The 20,277-nt window shown below is 65.6% G+C and carries 21 protein-coding genes; 13 read left to right on the top strand and 8 right to left on the bottom strand.

Features of this window, described 5'->3' with window-relative positions; genetic code table 11:
• Positions 1–259 precede the first annotated feature (259 nt).
• Entirely contained in the window at positions 260–1,720 is a 1,461-nt protein-coding gene (katB, locus tag AC3WJE_RS19620; RefSeq protein ID WP_493732520.1) for a catalase KatB, read from the top strand.
• 67 nt (positions 1,721–1,787) lie between these two features.
• Positions 1,788–2,342, top strand: coding sequence for an ankyrin repeat domain-containing protein (locus tag AC3WJE_RS19615; protein ID WP_493732517.1), 555 nt, complete (start codon positions 1,788–1,790; stop codon positions 2,340–2,342).
• An 89-nt stretch (positions 2,343–2,431) separates the two neighbouring features.
• Here the strand turns inward: AC3WJE_RS19615 and AC3WJE_RS19610 are convergent, their stop codons facing one another.
• The gene (locus tag AC3WJE_RS19610; protein WP_493732516.1) at positions 2,432–3,307 is read right to left on the bottom strand and encodes an SDR family oxidoreductase; all 876 of its coding nucleotides are present in this window, start codon (positions 3,305–3,307) and stop codon (positions 2,432–2,434) included.
• Between the two features lie 113 nt (positions 3,308–3,420).
• On the opposite strand from AC3WJE_RS19610, the gene AC3WJE_RS19605 reads away from it, so the two are divergent.
• Entirely contained in the window at positions 3,421–3,813 is a 393-nt protein-coding gene (locus AC3WJE_RS19605; protein WP_493732515.1) for a winged helix-turn-helix transcriptional regulator, read from the top strand.
• Positions 3,814–3,934: 121 nt separating this feature from the next.
• On the opposite strand, the gene AC3WJE_RS19600 is transcribed toward AC3WJE_RS19605, so the two are convergent.
• The 3 genes from AC3WJE_RS19600 to AC3WJE_RS19590 are packed head-to-tail and all read right to left on the bottom strand — an operon-like array spanning position 3,935 to position 6,215.
• Positions 3,935–5,137 (bottom strand): amino acid ABC transporter substrate-binding protein, encoded by a 1,203-nt coding sequence (locus AC3WJE_RS19600; protein ID WP_493732514.1) that lies wholly within the window; start codon positions 5,135–5,137, stop codon positions 3,935–3,937.
• Between the two features lie 10 nt (positions 5,138–5,147).
• Positions 5,148–5,804, bottom strand: coding sequence for a hydrolase (locus AC3WJE_RS19595; protein ID WP_493732513.1), 657 nt, complete (start codon positions 5,802–5,804; stop codon positions 5,148–5,150).
• Between the two features lie 27 nt (positions 5,805–5,831).
• Positions 5,832–6,215 (bottom strand): nuclear transport factor 2 family protein, encoded by a 384-nt coding sequence (locus AC3WJE_RS19590; protein ID WP_493732512.1) that lies wholly within the window; start codon positions 6,213–6,215, stop codon positions 5,832–5,834.
• Positions 6,216–6,322: 107 nt separating this feature from the next.
• On the opposite strand from AC3WJE_RS19590, the gene AC3WJE_RS19585 reads away from it, so the two are divergent.
• Together AC3WJE_RS19585 and dusA are read left to right on the top strand one after the other, a co-directional pair.
• On the top strand, positions 6,323–7,252 hold the full coding sequence (locus tag AC3WJE_RS19585) for a LysR family transcriptional regulator (RefSeq protein ID WP_493732511.1): 930 nt from the start codon (positions 6,323–6,325) through the stop codon (positions 7,250–7,252).
• Between the two features lie 98 nt (positions 7,253–7,350).
• Entirely contained in the window at positions 7,351–8,358 is a 1,008-nt protein-coding gene (gene dusA / locus AC3WJE_RS19580; RefSeq protein WP_493732519.1) for a tRNA dihydrouridine(20/20a) synthase DusA, read from the top strand.
• Between the two features lie 148 nt (positions 8,359–8,506).
• Here dusA and AC3WJE_RS19575 read toward each other — a convergent pair whose 3' ends face one another.
• The 4 genes from AC3WJE_RS19575 to AC3WJE_RS19560 form a co-directional block, all read right to left on the bottom strand.
• Positions 8,507–10,255: a peptidoglycan-binding protein gene (locus tag AC3WJE_RS19575; RefSeq protein ID WP_493732510.1), complete on the bottom strand. Its 1,749-nt coding sequence runs from the start codon at positions 10,253–10,255 to the stop codon at positions 8,507–8,509.
• A gap of 74 nt (positions 10,256–10,329) precedes the next feature.
• Positions 10,330–10,866 (bottom strand): hypothetical protein, encoded by a 537-nt coding sequence (locus AC3WJE_RS19570; protein WP_493732509.1) that lies wholly within the window; start codon positions 10,864–10,866, stop codon positions 10,330–10,332.
• Positions 10,867–11,242: 376 nt separating this feature from the next.
• Entirely contained in the window at positions 11,243–11,737 is a 495-nt protein-coding gene (locus AC3WJE_RS19565; RefSeq protein WP_493732508.1) for a hypothetical protein, read from the bottom strand.
• A gap of 226 nt (positions 11,738–11,963) precedes the next feature.
• On the bottom strand, positions 11,964–12,890 hold the full coding sequence (locus tag AC3WJE_RS19560; RefSeq protein ID WP_493732507.1) for a phosphoribosylaminoimidazolesuccinocarboxamide synthase: 927 nt from the start codon (positions 12,888–12,890) through the stop codon (positions 11,964–11,966).
• A gap of 181 nt (positions 12,891–13,071) precedes the next feature.
• Here AC3WJE_RS19560 and AC3WJE_RS19555 point away from each other — a divergent pair, with 181 nt between their 5' ends.
• The 8 genes from AC3WJE_RS19555 (at position 13,072) to trpD (ending at position 20,210) form a co-directional block, all read left to right on the top strand.
• Positions 13,072–13,401: a J domain-containing protein gene (locus AC3WJE_RS19555; protein WP_493732506.1), complete on the top strand. Its 330-nt coding sequence runs from the start codon at positions 13,072–13,074 to the stop codon at positions 13,399–13,401.
• 131 nt (positions 13,402–13,532) lie between these two features.
• A complete protein-coding gene (gene rpe / locus AC3WJE_RS19550) occupies positions 13,533–14,210 on the top strand; it encodes a ribulose-phosphate 3-epimerase (RefSeq protein ID WP_493732505.1) in 678 nt (225 codons plus the stop codon).
• Positions 14,207–14,710: a GNAT family N-acetyltransferase gene (locus tag AC3WJE_RS19545; RefSeq protein WP_493732504.1), complete on the top strand. Its 504-nt coding sequence runs from the start codon at positions 14,207–14,209 to the stop codon at positions 14,708–14,710. The genes rpe and AC3WJE_RS19545 overlap by 4 nt, the downstream gene beginning before the upstream one ends.
• A gap of 439 nt (positions 14,711–15,149) precedes the next feature.
• Positions 15,150–16,637, top strand: coding sequence for an anthranilate synthase component I (trpE, locus tag AC3WJE_RS19540; protein ID WP_493732518.1), 1,488 nt, complete (start codon positions 15,150–15,152; stop codon positions 16,635–16,637).
• On the top strand, positions 16,637–17,698 hold the full coding sequence (locus tag AC3WJE_RS19535) for a threonine aldolase family protein (RefSeq protein ID WP_493732503.1): 1,062 nt from the start codon (positions 16,637–16,639) through the stop codon (positions 17,696–17,698). Before trpE ends, AC3WJE_RS19535 begins: the two co-directional genes overlap by 1 nt.
• Before the next feature lie 27 nt (positions 17,699–17,725).
• Positions 17,726–18,496, top strand: coding sequence for an SIMPL domain-containing protein (locus AC3WJE_RS19530; protein WP_493732502.1), 771 nt, complete (start codon positions 17,726–17,728; stop codon positions 18,494–18,496).
• 10 nt (positions 18,497–18,506) lie between these two features.
• Complete coding sequence (locus tag AC3WJE_RS19525; RefSeq protein ID WP_493732501.1) at positions 18,507–19,085, top strand: anthranilate synthase component II; 579 nt, start codon at positions 18,507–18,509, stop codon at positions 19,083–19,085.
• A 90-nt stretch (positions 19,086–19,175) separates the two neighbouring features.
• Complete coding sequence (gene trpD / locus AC3WJE_RS19520) at positions 19,176–20,210, top strand: anthranilate phosphoribosyltransferase (protein ID WP_493732500.1); 1,035 nt, start codon at positions 19,176–19,178, stop codon at positions 20,208–20,210.
• Positions 20,211–20,277: the final 67 nt, after the last annotated feature.

Raw genomic sequence — 20,277 nt, 5'->3', positions numbered from 1 at the left:
ATGTGCTGGGGGGTCTCGTGGGCTCGGAGAGGGGGATAAGAGACAGCGGTAACGCTTCATCGCGGCTGACGCCGCTCCTACAGAGAACACGGTCACAACATCCCGTTTGCCTATCGATGCCATAGCAACAAACAAATTCCTTTGTAGTGCGCGTTCAGGAATTCTCGCCGTTCCTAAAAGCAAGCCAAGGAACATCATGCGAGCCGGGAAATCCACGCTGGCGATTCTGCTGCTGCAGGCAGCTTTCATCCACACAGGCATGGCGCAGTCCGCGCTGACCCGCGACAACGGCGCCCCGGTGGGCGACAACCAGAATTCGCAGACCGCCGGCGCGAATGGCCCGACGCTGCTGCAGGACGTGCAGTTGATCCAGAAGCTGCAGCGCTTCGACCGCGAGCGCATTCCCGAGCGCGTGGTGCATGCGCGTGGCACCGGTGCGCATGGCGAGTTCACCGCCAGCGCCGACATCTCCGACCTGACTATCGCCAAGGTGTTCATGCAGGGCGAGAAAACGCCGGTATTCGTGCGCTTTTCCTCGGTCGTGCACGGCAACCACTCGCCGGAAACGCTGCGCGATCCACGCGGCTTCGCCACCAAGTTCTACACGAGCGAGGGCAACTGGGATCTGGTCGGCAACAACTTCCCGACCTTCTTCATCCGCGACGCGATCAAGTTCCCCGACATGGTCCACGCGTTCAAGCCGGACCCGCGCAGCAACCTCGACGACGATTCGCGCCGCTTCGATTTCTTCTCGCACGTGCCCGAGGCCACGCGCACGCTGACCCTGCTGTACTCCAATGAAGGCACCCCGACCGGCTACCGCTTCATGGATGGCAACGGCGTGCACGCCTACAAGCTGGTCAACGCGCAGGGCCAGGTGCACTACGTCAAGTTCCACTGGAAGAGCCTGCAGGGCCTGAAGAACCTCGATCCCCAACAGGTCGCGCAAGTGCAGGGCAAGGATTACAGCCACATGACCCACGATCTGGTCGATGCGATCAAGCGTGGCGACTACCCGAAGTGGGATCTGTACATCCAGGTGCTCAATCCCGAGGATCTGGCCAAGTTCGATTTCGATCCGCTCGATGCCACCAAGATCTGGCCGGACGTGCCCGAGCGCAAGGTCGGCCAGATGGTGCTGAACAGGAACGTCGACAACTTCTTCCAGGAAACCGAGCAGGTGGCGATGGCGCCCGCCAATCTGGTGCCGGGCATCGAAGCCTCGGAAGACCGCCTGCTGCAAGGCCGCCTGTTCTCGTATGCCGACACCCAGATGTACCGCGTCGGCGCCAACGGCCTGAGCCTGCCGGTCAATCGCCCGCGCGTGGCGGTCGAGAACGGCAATCAGGACGGCGCCATGAATGCCGGTCACACCACCAGCGGCGTGAACTACGAGCCGAGCCGGCTGCAGCCGCGTCCGCAGACGGAGCATGCACGCTACAGCCAGCTGGCGCTGTCCGGTACGACGCAGCAGGCCAGGATCCATCGCGAGCAGAACTTCAAGCAGGCCGGTGAGCTGTACCGCTCCTACAGCAAGAAGGAGCGCCAGGACCTGATCCAGAGTTTCGGCGAATCGCTGGCCGGGACCGATGACGAGAGCAAGCACATCATGCTGTCGTTCCTGTACAAGGCCGATCCGGAATACGGCAGCGGCGTGACGCGTATTGCCAAGGGCGACCTCGCCCGCGTCAAGCAACTGGCCTCGACGTTGCAGGACTGAGGCAGCGATTGCCGAACGCGCATCGCGACCCGCCGCGATGCGCATCTTCCCGACTGGAGCCATCACCATGCGCAGACTTCTTCTGGCGGCGCTGTGCGCCGTCGCGTTCGACACATTGGCTGCACCCGCGACGACCCAGCCCGATCCGGCGCAACTGCAGGCGCAGTTGAAGCAGTACTTCTTCGATGCGGCACGCGAAGGCCGGCAGGACATGCTCGCCGAATTCATCGGCGCGCATTACGACCTCGATACCCGCGATGAGAAGGGCTATACCGCGTTGATCCTGGCCGCCTACCACGGCCAGCGCGCGGCGGTGGAGCAACTGCTCGCGGCCGGTGCCGATCCGTGCGCGCAGGACAAGCGCGGCAACACCGCGCTGATGGGCGCGGTCTTCAAAGGCGAACTGACGATTGCGCGGCGTCTGATGCAGGCCGACTGCGCGCCTGACCAACGCAACAACGCCGGCCAGACCGCGGCGATGTACGCCGCGCTGTTCCAGCGCAAGGAGATCCTCGATGCGCTGGCCGCCAAGGGCGCCGACTTGAACGCTCGCGATGCGCAGGGCAACAGCGCAGAGCAGCTGCAACGCGGCCAGTTCGCCGGCACGACACCCGGGCGCTGAAGCAGGGCCGTGTGGGAGGGACTTCAGTCCCGACAGGCCTTCCGGCCGTTCGTCGGGACTGAAGTCCCTCCCACAGGATGGGGTGGTGCTTAAAGCGCCGCCAACGTCGCTCGCAGCGTCTCCGCCAGCGGCGTGGTCGGACGCCCGATCAACCGGCCCAGCTGGCGGCCGTCATCGAACAGCGCATCCTGTGCGGCGGCCGCGTCCGAATTGGCCAACAGCTCGGCAAACTGCGGCGGCAGCCCGGCCTTGATCAAACCGTCGCGGAACTCGGCCTCCGGCAGGTTGTGGTAGACGACCTGCTTGCCCGACAACCGGCTCGCTTCGGCCGCGTACTCGGTCAGCGTGTAGGCGCTGTCGCCGGCCAGCTCGTAGGTCTTGCCGGCATGGCCATCCTCGGCCAGCACGACGGCGGCGGCAGCGGCGTAGTCATCGCGGCTGGCGCTGGAGAAACGGCCATCACCGGCACTGCCGAAGCGCACGCCGCCGGCCAGTTCGTGCGGCAGCGAGGCCGTCAGGTTCTCGGTGTACCAGCCATTGCGCAGCAGCACCGTCGGCAGGCCCGAGGCGCGCAGCAATTCCTCGGTCTCGTGGTGCTCACCGGCCAGACCGAGCTCGCCGCTGTCGGCGCGCAGCACGCTGGTATAGGCGATCAGCTTGACGCCGGCACGCGCTGCTGCCTCGATCACGTTGCGATGCTGGATCGTGCGCTGGCCGATCGCATTGGAGGAAATCAGCAGCACGCGCTCGATCCCGGCCAGCGCGGCGTCCCAGTCGGCGGGCTGCGCGTAGTCGGCGACACGCACCTCGACCCCGGCGGCGGCCAGGTCGGCGGCCTTGCCGGCATCGCGCACGGCTACCGCCACCTCGGCGGCGGGGACTTTCTTCAGCAGTTCAGCGACCACCTTGCGACCGAGCTGGCCGGTGGCGGCGGTGACGAGCAATCGCGGAGAGCGGTGAGACATGGCGAGGTTCCTGATGGGTTCTGAAATGAGGCATGGTCTAGAATAGAGACCATGCCCGCGCCGCATAAGCAGGCAGTTTCCCGTCCCTTGGTTACCTGCACGGAACCACCCCGATGTCGTCCCCGATCACCGCCGCCCTCGTCCTCTACGACGCCGACCTGCAAGCCAACTGCCCGGTACGCGACGTACTCGATCACATTGCCGCCAAATGGACCACGCTGATCCTGATTGCGCTGGATGAACAGCCGTTGCGTTTCGGCGCATTGCGTCGCGCCCTGCCGGACATCTCCAAGCGCATGCTGACCCAGAGCCTGCGTGACCTGGAGCGCGACGGCCTGCTCACCCGGCACGTCTATCCGACCAAACCCCCGAGCGTGGAGTACCGGCTGTCCGAGTTGGGGCGAACGATGCTGGTCCCGCTCGGCGCGCTGATCGAATGGGCGGCACGCGCGCACCCGACGATCCAGCAGGCACGCCGGGCCTACGACGAGGCCGAGGCGGCGTGAGCGTCATGTCGGCATGCGTCGCATGCGTGTTGGACGAGGCCGGAAACACGGGTGAGACCTCGCAAGCTCTGAATGAACCGACGGCACAATCCTGACGCGCGCGTTGGCCGTCGTATCGACCTCAGCCGCGCCGCCCGACCGAGCGCGCTGCCGCATACGGATAGCGCAGTTGCCCGGATGAGAAGCCCGATGGCGTCACCACGACCTGCCGCGATCCATTCCGGAACTGGTCGAGGTCATGGCCCGAAATCCCCTGGAATTGAACCTGCAGCACCCGGGGCTTCGCCCATTCGCCGTTGACGCCGAATTTGATGGCGCCCATCACGGTGTCGAACGTCGCCTCTCGTGCATACGCCGAGAGCGCTGCATCGTCCAGGCCGCCGGTGGCCTCGACCGCCTGGGCCACCACCTGCAACTGGGCGTAAGCGAGCGGCGCCATGTAATGGCCGAGAAGGTCGATGCCGGCCTCACCAGCACGTGACTGGTAGCGATGCAGGAGTTGCTGGACACCCGGGAACATCATCGGGGCAACCGGCTGCCAGTACTCGTAATTCACGAAGCCATTGAGCAGGGGGCCAAGCGTAGTTTTCACCGCCGCGTTCTGCGGACCGATCATGCCGGCCCCCACCATCTTCGGGCGGTACGGATGCGCGTGGATGGCGCGTACCAGACCTATCGAATCTTCGAGGTAGGAGCAGAGGAACAGCAGATCGGCATCGCTTCCGGCGACGGCATCGATGATCGGTGCGAAGTTTTCGGTGGTCAGCGGATAAGTCGCCTCGTGGACGATCCGGAAGCCGTATTTCCCGGCATTGGCTTTCGCACCGAGAATCGGGTTACGCGAAAATTCGGCATCCGCGGAGACCAGCGCCACCGTGGCCGGTCGTGGCGTCTGCACGGCGGCAAGCTCGAAGAAACCTTCCGTCAACGCGGCATTCGGATCCGGTCCGGTCGGGATCATTGCGAAATAGTTCGGATACGCGAGCGTGTGGTTCACGCCCAACGCCATCAAGCCGACAAAAAAACGTTGCCGCTCCATGATCGGCGACAACGCTGGCAGAACGGTGTTGGTGCCATAGCCGCCGATGACGAGATCGACCTTGTCCTCGTCCATCAAACGTTTGTAGAGGTGGGGGACGCGGGACGCATCCGCCTGATCGTCAAGGCGGATGAATTCCACCGCGCGGCCAAGCAGGCCGCCTCGGTCATTGATGTCGTCGCGCCAGAGCTCGTGGGCGAGCTGCGCCGATCGGCTATTGCCCGCGACCGGGCCGGTCAGGGACAGGCAGTAACCGATGCGGATCGGCGCTGGGGCGATCGACACGGCGTGCTCCTCAGGCGCCCGATCCCGCGCGCCCGGCGAGCAGCTGCAGTTCCCACGCCAGCGCGATACCGCTGCCGCCGCCGTGTTCGAGCACCACGCCGGCAATGCCCGCCGCGCTTTCCGCGCGCGCCCAGTCGCGCTGCCATTCGGCCATCACCGCCATCCAGGTGATCGGCACCGCACCGGCCTGGACCATGCGGCGCACCGCCATGTCATGCGCTTCCAGCGAGACGCCACCGGACGCATCAGTGACGATGAAGACGTCGTAACCCTCGCCGAGCGCCTGGATCGCCGGCATCGCCAGGCAGATCTCGGTGTAGAGCGCGGCCAGGATGAGCTGCTTGCGCCCGCTCTTCTTGACGATGTCGGTGACGTTCGGGTCTTCCCAGGTGTTGATGAAGGTGCGGTCGATCGGCTTCTGCTCCGGGAAGACATCCTGGAGCCCCTTGATCAGGTAACCGCCGCGTTCCTCGAGCACCGTGGTCAGGATCGTCGGCACGTTGAAGACCTTCGCCGCCTTGGCCAGGGCAACGACGTTGTTGACGATCATCGTCGGATCGTGACTGTTCAAATTGGTGAACTGGTACGGCTGGTGATCGATCAGCACCACGATGCTGTCTTCGGGACGAAGCAGGCCATCGAGACCGGTCTTGGGGGTCGTGGACACGGAAAACTCCTTTGCGAAGGTGATGCTTCAGGTGGTGGATTCGATAAACACGTAAAGCGAATGGATGCGGCCGTTCTCGATATGGGCGATATCCATGCCGGTGACGACGACTGGGCCACGTGGCGGCCCGCCGCGCCATCGCAGGCGTCCGATGCCGTGATGACCGAGCGCCGGGCCGGTTGCGGTGAAGGCGAAGTCGGGTGGCAGATTGGCCAGCAACCCGCCGACGGCTCCGGAGATCGCGGCGTGTCCCTTGGCGGAGGCCTGAGGCTCGTTCAACACCGCGTCTTCGGCATACAGCTCGCCGATCGCCTGGAGGCGCTTGCCGGCATCGCGCTCGCTGAACACGCGCACGAGATTGGCCTGCAGCAAGCCGTCGTAATCGATGGGGGCGTCCGATGAAGTCGGCATGGCGTGTCTCCGTGGGGGATCGGCAGAGACAGGGTGGGGCACGGATTCATCACCGATAAGCCGGTTATGAATGGAATCAGATTCAACGATTCGTTTAAGCTCGGCGCGTGGAAACGCTGACCAATCTGGAGTCCTTCATCCGCAGTGCCGAATGCGGCGGCTTTTCCGCAGCCGCGCGTCGGTTGGGCATGACCCCGGCCGCCGTCAGCCGCAATGTCGCCATGCTTGAGCGCAACCTGGGCGTGCGCCTGTTCCAGCGCAGCACCCGCAACCTGACCCTGACCGAAGACGGCGAGCGCTTCCTCGCGGCGATCGTGGATGGCGTGGAGTCCCTGCAACTGGCCATCGCCGATGTGACCACGCACGCGGGCAAACCGGCCGGCGTGCTGAAGGTGAGCATGGCGCTGACCTTCGGCCTGGATTACGTGTTGCCGCTGCTGCCCGCCTTCATACAGCGCTATCCCAATGTGTTGCCCGACTGGAGCTTCGAGAATCGGCAGGTCGATCTGATCGCCGAAGGATTCGATGCCGCCATCGGCGGCGGCATGGAGTTGGCGCCGGGCATCGTGGCGCGGCCGCTGGCGCCGCTGCACATCATCGCGGTGGCCTCGCCGGAGTACCTGCAAGGCCGCCAGGAGCCGCAGCACCCGGACGATCTGGCCGTACTCGACGGCATTGCCATGCGTTCGGCGCACAGCGGTCGCGTGCGTGTCTGGAAGCTGCGCAACCGCGAAGGCATCGAGGTGGTGCTGGAACAGAAGGCGCGATTCGTGGCCAACGATCCGGAGGCCATCTGCCGCATCGCCTTGATGGGTCTGGGCGTCGCGCTGATCGCCGTGCCCTTTGTGCTGCCGCACCTCGAAAGCGGCGCGCTGAAACGGGTGCTGCCTGACTGGCATGCCGACCTGGGTGCGATCTCGCTCTACTTCACCAATCAAAAACTGCTGCCGGCCAAGACCCGCGCCTTCGTCGACCACGTCACCGAGGCATTCCACGAACAGAACCTGGCGCAGCGGTTTTCGGCAAACGCGGAGTGACGCTGCGCGGGCAGAAGCTTCGCGCGGACGGCATGCCGGACGCCGGATGAATGGCCGACGGCATCGTCTCGGGCGGCCGTTTTGGCCGGCCGGGTACAATGGCCGGCATGCAGAATCCCCAGCAAAACGAGTTCCAACTGTCGGTGGCCCCGATGATGGAATGGACCGATCGCCACTGCCGGGTATTCCACCGGCTGCTGGCGCCGTCGGCGCGGCTGTATACCGAGATGGTGCACGCCAATGCGGTGATCCATGGCGATCGTGCGCGCCTGCTCGGGTTCGATCCGGTCGAGCAGCCGCTGGCGCTGCAGCTCGGTGGCAGCGAGCCGGCACTGCTGGCGCAGGCGGCGCGGATCGCGCAGGACTGGGGTTACGACGAGGTCAATCTCAATTGCGGTTGCCCGTCCGATCGCGTGCAGGCCGGGCGTTTCGGCGCCTGCCTGATGCGCGAGCCGGCGCTGGTGGCCGACTGCGTCGCCGCTATGCGTGCGGCGGTATCGATTCCGGTGACGGTGAAGTGCCGGCTTGGCGTGGATGACGACGATGACTACGCGGTGTTCGCGGACTTTGTCGATCAGGTGGTTGCCGCCGGCAGCGCGATGGTGGTGGTGCATGCGCGCAATGCCTGGTTGAAAGGGCTCTCGCCGAAGGAGAACCGCGAGGTTCCGCCATTGCGCTACGACTGGGCCTATCGCCTCAAGCAGGAGCGTCCACAACTGCCGGTGGTGCTCAACGGCGGCATCGCCACATCCCAGGCCGCGCAGGCGCACCTGCCTCACGTCGACGGCGTGATGCTCGGGCGTGCCGCGTATCACGAGCCCTACGTGCTGCACGAGCTGCAATCGGCGTTGTACGGCACGCCGTTGCAGTCGCGCGCGGATCTGCTGCGCGCGCTGCGTCCTTATGTCGAGGCGCGGCTCGCCGCGGGGATGGCGATCAAGCACATTACCCGCCACGTGCTCGGCCTGTTCCACGGCCAACCGGGCGGTCGCGCGTTCCGCCAGATCCTCAGCGAAGGTGCACATCGCGCCGGTGCGGATTGGTCGCTGATCGAGCAGGCCTTGCAGGTGACGCAGGCGCAGGCCGAGCGTGTCGCTGCTGCCTGATTGAGCGACGACGATCAGCTGATCGAGTAGCGCGGCGAGCGATCGCCATCGAGTGAAACGTAAAAGGCCGCGCATTGCGCGGCCTTTTGCCTGTGCTTGATCGGAGCGAGTTCCCTGCGTCGTCCATGGACGACGCAGGGAGCAGGCATCAGCGTCCGCCTACCGCGACCTGTCGCTGCTGGTCCTGCTGCTGTGTCTCCGCGTTGCGTGCGGCGAGCAGTTGCGAGGCGCTTTCCTGCGCCGACGGCACCGGCTGGTTCAGATCGACCGAGGTGCGGAAACCCGGCACCGTGCCAAGCACGTGCGCGGTGTTGTCCTGCATCGTCACCGCGCGCAGTTTGTCCGGGCTGTCGATACCGGCACGCACCGCCTGTGCGGTGACATGCGCAGCGGCATCGTTCGACAGCGAGGGCTGCTGGGCCTTGATCGCCTGATGCAGTTTATGGTCCGGATGCCCCGCATCATCAAGGCTGGGGCCGCGCTGGGTCTGAGTCTGCGGAGCGGGTTGCTCGCGTTGCTGCAACTGTTCCTGCAACGCCTTGCGCGTCTGCGGACCGACCACGCCGTCCTGCTTCAGTCCTTGCTCCTTCTGCAGCGACATCACCGCATCGCGGGTGTCGTCGCCATAGCGCCCGTCCACGCCGAGCGGCTTGCCATGCCCGTCGCGAATGCCGAGCTGGTTGAGCTGTTGCTGCAGGCCGCGCACGTCCTCGCTGCGATCACCGTGTCGGAGTGTGCCTGCTGCATGCGGGGCGTGACCGCCGGTCTCGACGTGCCGGCCCTGGTTCCACCAGGATTCCGGACTGACGAGCTGACCTTTGGTGTCATGAATCTGATAGTGGACGTGCTGGGCGTACTGGTTGGCCCCATTCGGCCCACGTCCACCCATCGTGCCGATCGGATCGCCGGCATGTACGGTCTGGCCTTCCTTCACCGAACGTGAGTCCAGATGCAGGATCTCGTGTGAGTTGCCCTGTGCGTCACGGATCTTCACCGTGCCGTATTGGCCGCCGGAGAGCGTCACCACACCGTCGATGGGTGCATGCACGGTCGGGTGTTTCAGGTTGCGTCCGGCTTGGCCGCCTTCGTAATTGAAGTCGGTACCGCCGTGCGGGCGATGGTTGCCACGCGCCTCGCCGAAGTGGCCGGTGACGTGCGGATCGGTGCCCCCCTGACCCGGCAGCATGCGCTCCATCGTCTGCTGGAAGTTGCTGTGGGTGGTATGAGGCGCCGGTGTTGGCTGGTGGTGTGCAGCAGCACCGTGGGTGACGGGCTGGCCAAGCTTTCCTTGTGCCAAGGTCTGCATCAAATCGGGCGTGATGTCGCGTTCCCAGCGAGCAAAACGCGTTTCTCGATCCGAGAGGCCGTTTGGCGGGTTGCTGCCGTTGATGGCGGCCCCGGCCGCGCGTGCGCTCTCGCGTGTTTCGGCCGGCACGTTCTGCTGCCAGTACCAGGTCGCGATCCGAGAAGCATTCTCGGGTTGGGCAGCCAGTTCCGGGTGACGCACGAGATCCAGATCCAAGGCCTCGCCGGCCGCACGATACTGATCCTTGCCGGTCAGCTGGATGTAGCCGCGGCCGTGGTAGCGATAGCCATCGCCAGGCTGGTCGTTGCCCATGCGTCCGCCGTACATCAACTCGCCCAAGCGTTCCGGGCGACCGTTGAGTGCTTCAAGGCGAGCGCTTTCCAGGGCCTCTGGCCCTTCGCGCAGCGCAGAACGGACGTTACGGCTGATCTGTCCGGATCCCTTGGTGTAATTGAAGCTTTCTTCCAATCGGCCGAGTCCCCCCGACTCATGACCCACTTGGGCCATGAAGTTCGCCAGTTCCTTGGGATTGGTGATGCCGGACGCGTAGGCGTCGCGGAGCAGCTGGTTTTCACGATCTGTAGTTGCCATGGTGTAGCTCCTCATTTCTCAGCAACGTTGAAGTGACGGACTCTATCCTTGTCCGTACAAGCCATTACTTCCTTTTAATTCGTATCGGCTTTCCCCCCTTCTTCCAGGGGTTCGACCTTGGGCAGGCTGGCAGGATCGAAGTCCGCGAACGTCACCTGTCCGAAATCCTTGGATGTCAGTTCGAGCGCCTTGTGCTGCTCGGTTTCGGTATCCGTCAGTTCGCGCGTCACCTTGTCCAGGAGCCAGGCCTTCCGGTCAGCCTCGTAACGGAACGTGAAGTCGTCGGCCCAGCGCTCACGCGAGCCGCCCGAGATGGAAATCGTGAACTTGCCTTTTCCGATGCGCGAAAAAGCGTAAGGATCGCCCGCCAATCCGCCGCAGCGCGCACAGGGGACGATGCGTTGGTTTTCAGCAGCCTTCTGCAATGATCCGGAGGCGTCCTGAGTCAACAGGATGACCGTGCGAGGCTGGCCTTCACCGAGCTTCTCGTTTTCCGCAGGTGGCGACGATATGACGACCAGCGCGTCCGAATGCCCAGCCCCGGTCAGGTCACCGCGAATGGTCTCCACGACTTTCATTCCAGCCGGGACGAAGGAGCTGACGTCGTTCATGGATGCATTCCCTTGCGTGGTGTTTTGGGGCGGGCTCTGCGTCTGTGCTGGCGCGGTGGCGGGTGCAGCAGGCTGGCCCGCTTCGGCAGCTGCGGAAGAACCCTGTCCGTCAGCATGCGAGCCGCCGCAAGCGGCGAGAACTATGGCCAACGAGGGAGCAATCAATTTCAGGGGGCGCAATGTTGTCATCCTCAGAAAGAAGCAACCGAAGCCGTCATCGGTCGGTGTAGTCAGTTGTGTCTGGTCTTCGGCATGGCATGAGGCACCAACGGCGGTTGGTGGTTGGGTGCGGAGTCGGTGCATGGGATCGAAGCGTCATCACTAAGGTCCAAGGCATCGAGAGCACGTCCATGGCATGCCGGGACGGGTTATCGGTTCACAGGGACTGGTCGTCCACTTTCACCAGCGTCCAGCAGGGGCGTTGGGCGAAGTGGTAGACCTGCTGATCGCCGGTATCCGGCGTACGGACCAGGACCTGGCGGCCGCCGGGCTCTTCGGATATCACGACCTCGCGACCGCCATTGCGGGCCGCGTCCAGGTTCGGGATCACCGGCCAGCCGACCTGGGCCAGCGGGACCTGGCGGGTTACCGGCTTGGGCTCAGGCTGTGCGTCCGGGTCGATCTCGATCATCGTCAGGGGATCGGCCGTGGCCTTCTCCTGTACCGCGATGTCGGGGCTGAAGCGCTTGAGGAAGCTGTCGAAGTCGGCGTCCGGGCATTGCGTCGCGGTCGCGGCGGCCGGCGGCGTAGCCTCGGTGGTCGCGGCTGGAGCAGGCGAAGGAGAAGGCACAGGCGCTTCGGCCTGCGGTTTGCAGGCGGTGAGCGCCAGGCTCAGTGCCAGGACTGGCAGAAAGGTGCGGATGGAGACCAACGGATCCTCCTGATCGGGTTGGACGGCATGCGGGCATGCCGGGACGCGCAAGCTTACCCGGGCGTTTAGGACAAACTTGTTAATTCCGTCAAATTATTGACGCTCGTCACAGCGTTGGCAAAGCTGCCGCTGAACGGATTTATCGCGCATCGGGCGACACGTCCGGGCCGGGGCGTGCCAGGCTCCGGCGTGGATCGACGGCGGCCTGACGGCCGCCGCGGGTGGCTCAGTCGATGCTGATGCCGGCCAGGCGCTGCAGCGCCTCGGCGTACTTGGCGCGGGTGCGGGCGATCACGTCCTGGGGAAGCTCCGGGCCGGGCGCGGTCTTGCCCCAGTCCAGCGTCTCCAGGTAGTCACGCACGAACTGCTTGTCGTAGCTGGGCGGGCTGGTGCCGACCTGGTACTCGTCGGCCGGCCAGTAACGCGAGGAATCCGGAGTCAGCATCTCATCCATGATGTACAGGCGGCCGTTGGCATCGGTGCCGAACTCGAACTTGGTGTCGGCCAGCAGGATGCCGCGCTCGGCGGCGAAGTCGGCGGCGAAGCGGTAGATGCGCAGGGTGGCATCGCGCACGCGCTCGGCCAGATCCGGGCCGACGCTGCGCACCATCGCGTCGAAATCGATGTTCTCGTCATGGTCGCCGACCGCGGCCTTGGTCGAAGGGGTGAAGATCGGTTCTTCCAGCTTCTCGGCCTGGCGCAGGCCGTCGGGCAGCACGATGCCGCTGATCTTGCCGGTGCGCTGGTAGTCCTTCCAGCCGCTGCCGATCAGGTAGCCGCGCGCGATCGCTTCGACCGGCACCGGCTTGAGCTTGCGCGTCACCACCGCACGCTTGGCGTACAGCGCTTTGTCCACGCCCTCGGGCAGCACGCTGGCGACGTCGATGCCGGTGAGGTGGTTGGGCATCAGGTGCTCGGTCTTCTTGAACCAGAAGTTGGAGACCTGGCACAGCATTTCGCCCTTGCCCGGGATCGGGTCGGGCAACACCACGTCGAAGGCGGAGAGGCGGTCGGTGGCGACGATCAGCAGGTAGTCGCCAGGCGGTGCATCGGCCGGCAGGCGCTCGCGGGGGATATCGAAGACATCGCGGACCTTGCCACGGTGACGCAACGGCAGGCCGGGGAGATCGGATTGCAACAGCGTGGTCGACACAGGCACTCCTAAGAACAACGTCGCATTGGCGCTGTCCCCGGGACCCGGCGGGCCCGCGGTTCGGCAGCGGGCCGCGTAGTGTACGGCGCTTCGGCGGCGCTCGCAGGGTTTTTGCAAGCCTGTCCAGCGGGCCTTCGAGTAAACTGGCCGGCCCGCCTCCCGGCCTGCTCGTCCCCCTCCAATGCCTTGGTACGGAAAACTGCTCGGCGCCCTGCTCGGCGCGTTGCTGTTCCGCGGTTCGCCGTCGTTTGGGGTGCTGCTGGGCCTGCTGATCGGCCATGCCGTCGATGCGGGCTGGTTCAAGACCCGGCGTGACGATCCCTACCGGGCGCTGGGGCTGACCCGGGAGGCCAGCAATGCCGAGATCGAACTGGCCTATCGCCGGCTGATGTCGCAGTACCACCCGGACAAGGTCGTGCGCGCCGCACCGGAGCAGCGCCGCCAGGCCGAGCGCCGCGCCAGCGAGATCAACGCGGCCTATGACCGCATCCAGCGTCTGCGCCGCCGTTAGCGAGATTTCTTGGCTTGTCATTCCCGCTTGATCAGCCTTCGGCTGCTGAAAAGCGCTTCGCGGGAATGACACGTAAAATTTCCTTCTGCGGCACGCCACGCCTGTCATCCAGCACTTTCGCGAGAACCGCCATGTCCAACTGCATCATCGCCCCGTCCATCCTGTCCGCCGACTTCGCCCGGCTTGGCGAGGAAGTCGACAACGTGCTCGCGGCCGGTGCCGATTGGGTGCACTTCGATGTGATGGACAACCACTACGTACCGAACCTGACGATCGGCCCGATGGTCTGCCAGGCGCTGCGCAAGCATGGCGTGACCGCGCCGATCGACGTGCACCTGATGGTCGAGCCGGTGGACCGGATCGTGCCGGACTTCGCCGACGCCGGCGCCACGCTGATCAGCTTCCACCCGGAGGCCAGCCGCCACGTCCATCGCACCATCCAGCTGATCAAGTCGCACGGCTGCCAGGCCGGGCTGGTGCTGAACCCGGCCACGCCGGTGGACATCCTCGACTGGGTGCTGCCGGATCTGGACATGGTGTTGCTGATGTCGGTGAACCCCGGCTTTGGCGGCCAGGCGTTCATTCCGTCCACGCTGGAAAAGCTCAAGGTGGTACGGCAGAAGATCGATGCGCTCGGCAAGCCGATCCGGCTGGAGATCGATGGCGGCGTCAAGGCCGACAACATCGGTGCGATCGCCGCGGCGGGCGCGGATACCTTCGTCGCCGGCTCGGCGATCTTCAATGCGCCGGACTATGCCTCGGTGATTGGTGCGATGCGCGCCGCGGTCGCCGAGGCCAGGCACGCATGAGCCAGCCGCACATCCGCACCGCCACGCCGGCCGACGCCCCGCTGCTGCACGAACTGGTCACCGCGCTGGCGGTGTACGAGCGCGAGCCGGATGCGGTGAAAGCCAGCGTCGAAGACCTGCGCGCCAGCCTGTTCGATGAAGGCGCGACCGCACATGCGCTGGTCTGCGAGGTCGATGGCGAGGCGATCGGCTTCGCCGTGTATTTCTTCAATTACTCGACCTGGCTGGGCCGAAACGGCATCTACCTGGAAGACCTGTTCGTACGTCCCGAGCATCGCGGCCACGGTGGTGGACTGGCGCTGCTGCGCCACCTCGCGCAGCTGGCGGTGGACAAGGGTTGCGGGCGTTTCGAATGGTCGGTACTGGACTGGAACCAGCCGGCGATCGATTTCTACCGCGCCGCCGGTGCCGCCGCGATGGATGAGTGGACGGTCTACCGCATGCAGGGCCAGGCGCTGGCGGATTTCGCGGCCGGCCGATTGCCTGCGTCGCGTAGCTGATCGTTTGCCCGCCGCGCCGGCTTTCGGCGTTGTCGACGCACAAGAAACGGGGATCGCGCCACCCGACGCGATCCCCGTAGGAAAATTGGAGGCTTATCCTGCCTCCGCCCGTCTTCCCTGCTATGGCCTTCCATGCTCCGGGCCGGCGATGACACGGTGATGACATCGCGGTGTCCCTGAAGCGGCCATCCGAAGTGACCGTCCGCGGGTCGCGCGGGCTCGGGATGTGTCCCGCAACGGCCTGCCGGAGCGTGTCCGCAGCGACGGTTTCGGCTGCAAGCGAGCGCTGCAACGCGCCCACGGGTGCGGTAGAGTAATCGGGTGTCCAGCCTGACGACCCCACGTACCTTCTCTTCCGCTCGCCGCTGGTGGCGATGGTGGCCCGTTGCCGTCGTCCGCTTCGTCACCGCTGCCGCCCCCCGGAAGGAAAGTCGTCTTGATCACCGCAGAGCAGTTCCAGCGCCAGGCCGCTGAAGGCCAGACTCCTGGTGCGCACAACCTGATTCCCGTCGTCCGCGAAGTGCTGTCCGACCTGGACACGCCGCTTTCGGTCTATCTCAAGCTCGCCGACGGCCCCTATACCTATCTGTTCGAATCCGTCGAAGGTGGCGAGCGCTTTGGTCGTTATTCGATCATCGGCCTGCCGGCGCGGCGCGTGTACAGCTTCCGCGGCCATACGCTGGAAGTGAGCGAGCTGGGCGAGGTGGTGGAGACGCGCGAAGTCGCCGATCCGCTGGCCGAGGTCGAAGCACTGCGCGTGCAGCATTCGGTACCGAAGCTGGAGGGCCTGCCGGGTTTCACCGGTGGCCTGGTCGGCTGGTTCGGGTTCGAGTGCATCCAGTACATCGAGCCGCGCCTGGCCGCCGGCGACAAGCCCGACGAACTGGGCACGCCCGACATCCTGCTGATGCTGTCCGACGAGCTGGCGGTGTTCGACAACCTCAAGGGCCGCCTGTACCTGATCGTGCACGCCGACCCGCGCCAGCCGCAGGCGTTCGCGCGTGCCAACCGGCGTCTGGACGAACTCGCGCACCGGCTGCGCCAGGCCGGCGCCGGCTATCCGCAGGCGCAGGTATCCGACGCGATCGACGAAGGCGATTTCAGCTCGTCCTTCACCCGCGAGCAGTACCACGAGGTGGTGCGCAAGGCGCAGGAATACGTGCGTGCCGGCGACATCTTCCAGGTGGTGCCGTCGCAACGTCTGCGCGTGCCGTTCCGCGCGCGCCCGATCGATGTGTATCGCGCGCTGCGTGCGCTGAATCCTTCGCCGTACATGTATTTCGTCGACGTCGGTGGCACCCAGGTGGTCGGCTCCTCGCCGGAAATCCTGGCGCGTCTGCGCGATGGCGAGGTCACGGTGCGTCCGATCGCCGGCACGCGTCCACGCGGCGCGACGCCCGAGCAGGACAAGGCGCTGGAAGAAGAGCTGCTGGCCGATCCGAAGGAGCGCGCCGAGCACGTGATGCTGATCGACCTGGGCCGCAACGATGTCGGTCGCGTTGCCGAGGCCGGCAGCGTGCAGGTCAAGGAATCGTTCGTGATCGAACGCTACAGCCATGTCATGCACATCGTCAGCGAGGTCACCGGCACGCTGAAGGCCGGGCTGAGCTATGCCGACGTGCTGCGCGCGACCTTCCCGGCCGGCACCGTGTCCGGTGCGCCGAAGATCCGCGCGCTGGAAATCATCCGCGAGCTGGAGCCGGTCAGGCGCAATGTCTATTCCGGCGCGGTCGGCTACATCGGCTGGCATGGCGATGCCGATACCGCGATCGCGATCCGCACCGCGGTGATCCAGGACGGCTATCTGTACGTGCAGGCCGGTGGCGGCGTGGTCTACGACTCCGATCCTGACCTGGAATGGCAGGAAACGATGAACAAGGGGCGCGCGCTGTTCCGCGCGGTGGCGCAGGCCGCCAAGGGTCTGTGATGGACGGGCAGCGCAGCGAGGAGCGTGTGAGCTTCCGCAACGACTACAGCGAGGGTGCGCATCCGCGCGTGCTGCAGGCACTGGTCCAGGCCAGTGCCGAGCGCAACGCCGGTTACGGGCTCGATCGTCATAGTGCGCGTGCGGCAGATCTGATTCGCGCGGCCTGCGCTCAGCCGGGGGCCGCCGTGCATCTGCTGAGTGGCGGTACCCAGACCAACCTGGTGGCGCTCTCGGCGTTTCTGCGCCCGCACCAGGCGGCCATCGCCACCGAGCAGGGCCACATCGTCACCCACGAGACCGGCGCGATCGAGGCGACCGGACACAAGGTGCTCACCGCGCCCTCGCACGACGGCAAGCTCACGCCGGAGGCGATCGCACCGCTGCTGGCCGAACACGCCAGCGAACACATGGTGCAGCCGCGATTGGTCTATGTCTCGCAGAGCACCGAACTCGGCACGATCTATTCGCGCGCCGAGTTGCAGGCGCTGTCGACGTACTGCCGCGCGAACGGCCTGTTGCTGTTCGTCGATGGCGCACGTGTCGGGGTGGCGTTGGCCGCGCAGGGCAACGACCTGTCGCTGGCCGACATCGCCGCATTCGCCGATGCGCTCTACATCGGTGGCACCAAGAACGGCGCGTTGCTCGGCGAGGCGCTGGTGATCGTCAATCCCGCGTTGCAGGCCGACGTCCGCTATCTGATCAAGCAGCGCGGTGCGATGCTGGCCAAGGGCATGGTGCTGGGCGCGCAGTTCGAGGTGTTGTTCGAAGAAGGGCTTTACGTCGAACTGGCCGTGCATGCCAATGCGATGGCGATGCGCCTGCGCGATGGATTGGCTGCCGCCGGAGCCGAGTTCGTCGTTGCTTCGCCGACCAACCAGCAGTTCGTCGCGGTCAGGCCCAGCCAGCTCGATGCGCTCGACCAGCGTTACCAGTTCGAGCGCTGGAACACGCGCGCCGATGGGCGCACCGTGATCCGCTTCGTCACCTCATGGGCAACGCGCCCGGAGGATGTCGAAGCGCTATGCCGTGACTTCGCCGCGTCCGTCGCGGCGCCAGACTGATCGTTTCCAGGGAGAAGGAGCATGACGATGAAGAAGTTCGTTGCCTGGTGTGTGTCCGCGCTGCTGGCGTTGCCGTGGCTGGCCTCGGCGCAGGTCAACAGCCTGCCGTCGCAACCGCATTTGCTGGTGAAGGGCGAGGCGAAGCAGGAGGTGACGCCGGATCGCTTCCATCTCACCGTCACGCTGCGTGCCGTGGATATGCAGCCGGAGAAGGCGCGGGAGCGTGTGCAGGCACAGGCAGCGACGATCCTCGCCGCGTTCAAGACCAACCATGTGCTCAAGGACAGCGTCGAGGCTTCCTCGCTGTCGATCGGCTCCTCATATCGTTTCGAGTCACAGAAGCGGGTGTTCGAAGGTACCGAGGTCAAGCGTTCCCTCAGTGCGACGTTCACGACGCTGGAAGACGCGCGGGGGTTCCTCGGCACGCTGCAGACTTCGGAGGAGGTCCAGCTCTCGGGCATCCGGCCAACCTACAGCCGTGCCGCCGAGGTGCGCGCCGCGCTCAAGCGCCAGGCTGCCGAGCAGACCCGCAGTTCGGCCAATGCGCTGGCCGCTGCCTATGGCGTCAAGCTCGCCGGCATCTACACCATCTCCGATGTCGCGCCGAGCTTCGCTTACGGCGTGCAGGCGGGTACCTGGCCAGGGACACCTACTGTTGTGCCGCAGAACCCGCCGGCCCCCATGGTCGATGTGGCAGAAGCCATGCCGGCTGATATCGCTTCGAAGGCCGAATCCCTCGAAGCCGGCACTCTCACCCTTTCCGAAAACGTCTATGCGGTCTTCCTGATCGCGCAATGAGTAACCCGTCATGCTGCTGATGCTCGACAACTACGACAGCTTCACCTACAACCTCGTGCAGTACCTGCAGGCGCTCGGTGCCGAGGTGACGGTGGTGCGCAACGATGCGATGACGGTCGAGCAGATCGCCGCGCTCAAGCCCGAGCGCATCGTGATCTCGCCCGGTCCGTGCACGCCGAACGAGGCGGGCGTCTCGTTGGAGTTGATCGAGAAGCTTGGTGCGACCACGCCGATCCTCGGGGTCTGCCTCGGCCACCAGAGCATCGGCCAGGTCTACGGCGGCGATGTGATCCGCGCCGGCACCATCATGCATGGCAAGACCTCGCCGATCCGCCACGAAGGCAAAGGTGTATTCGCCGGCCTGCCGGATCGCTACCAGGCTACCCGCTACCACTCGCTGGTGGTGGACAAGACCACGCTGCCGGCAGCGCTGGAAGTGACGGCCTGGACCGAGAATCCCGATGGCTCGGTGGAGGAGATCATGGGCCTGCGTCATCGTGAGTATCCGGTCGAAGGCGTGCAGTTCCATCCCGAGTCGATCCTCACCGAGCACGGTCACGCGCTGCTGAAGAACTTCCTGCAGCGTTGATTGTGGCGTACGGAGCCGAGCGAGTTCGCCTCTACGGCCCTTGACGCGCCCGTCGCACGTACCGAAACCAGACAACAGCGGCCGATCCCCATGCCCATCACCCCGCAAGAAGCCCTGCAGCGCACCATCGAGCATCGCGAGATCTTCCACGACGAGATGGTCGAGCTGATGCGCCAGATCATGCGTGGCGAAGTCTCCGACACCATGGTCGCGGCGATCCTGACCGGCCTGCGCGTCAAGAAGGAGACCGTCGGCGAGATCGCCGGCGCCGCTACGGTGATGCGCGAATTCTCGCGCACGGTCGATGTGGCCGACCGCACCCATATGGTCGACATCGTCGGCACCGGCGGCGACGGCTCGCATACCTTCAACATCTCCACCTGCGCGATGTTCGTCGCGGCCGCGGCCGGTGCGCGCGTGGCCAAGCACGGCAACCGCAGCGTGTCGTCCAAGTCCGGCAGCGCCGATGCGCTGGAAGCGTTGGGTGCGGTGATCGAGCTGCAGCCCGGGCAGGTCGCGCAGGCGATCGCCGACACGGGCATCGGCTTCATGTTCGCGCCGGTGCATCACCCGGCGATGAAAGTCGTGGCGCCGGTGCGGCGCGAGATGGGCGTGCGCACGATCTTCAACATCCTCGGCCCGCTGACCAACCCGGCCGGCGCGCCGGCGATCCTGATGGGTGTGTTCCATCCCGATCTGGTCGGCATCCAGGCGCGTGTGCTGCAACGGCTCGGTGCCGAGCGTGCGCTGGTGGTGTGGGGGCGCGATGGCATGGACGAGCTTTCGCTGGGCGCCGGCACCCTGGTCGGCGAGCTGCGCGACGGACAGGTGCGCGAGTACGAGGTGCATCCGGAGGACTACGGCATTGCGATGTCCGCCAGCCGCAACCTCAAGGTGGCCGATGCCGCGCAGTCGCGCACGATGCTGCTCGCTGTGCTCGACAACACGCCCGGCCCGGCGCTGGACATCGTCGCGCTGAACGCGGGCGCGGCGCTGTACGTGGCCGGCGTGGCCGACAGCATTGCCGACGGCATCGAGCGAGCGCGCGCCGTCATCGCCGACGGCAGCGCCCGCGCCAAGCTCGACGCGTACGTGGCATTCACGCGCTCGCTCACTGCCTCGTAGGAGCGGCTCTGGGTGGCCTAGGGCCATCAGCCGCGATGTGGCTTGCCCGGGAAAGCTTCATCGCGGC

Source organism: Pseudomonas sp. GW821-FHT07E12 (assembly GCF_058986605.1).
Note: the sequence above shows the minus strand (reverse complement) of the source record. Positions and strands in the feature narration are given on the sequence as shown.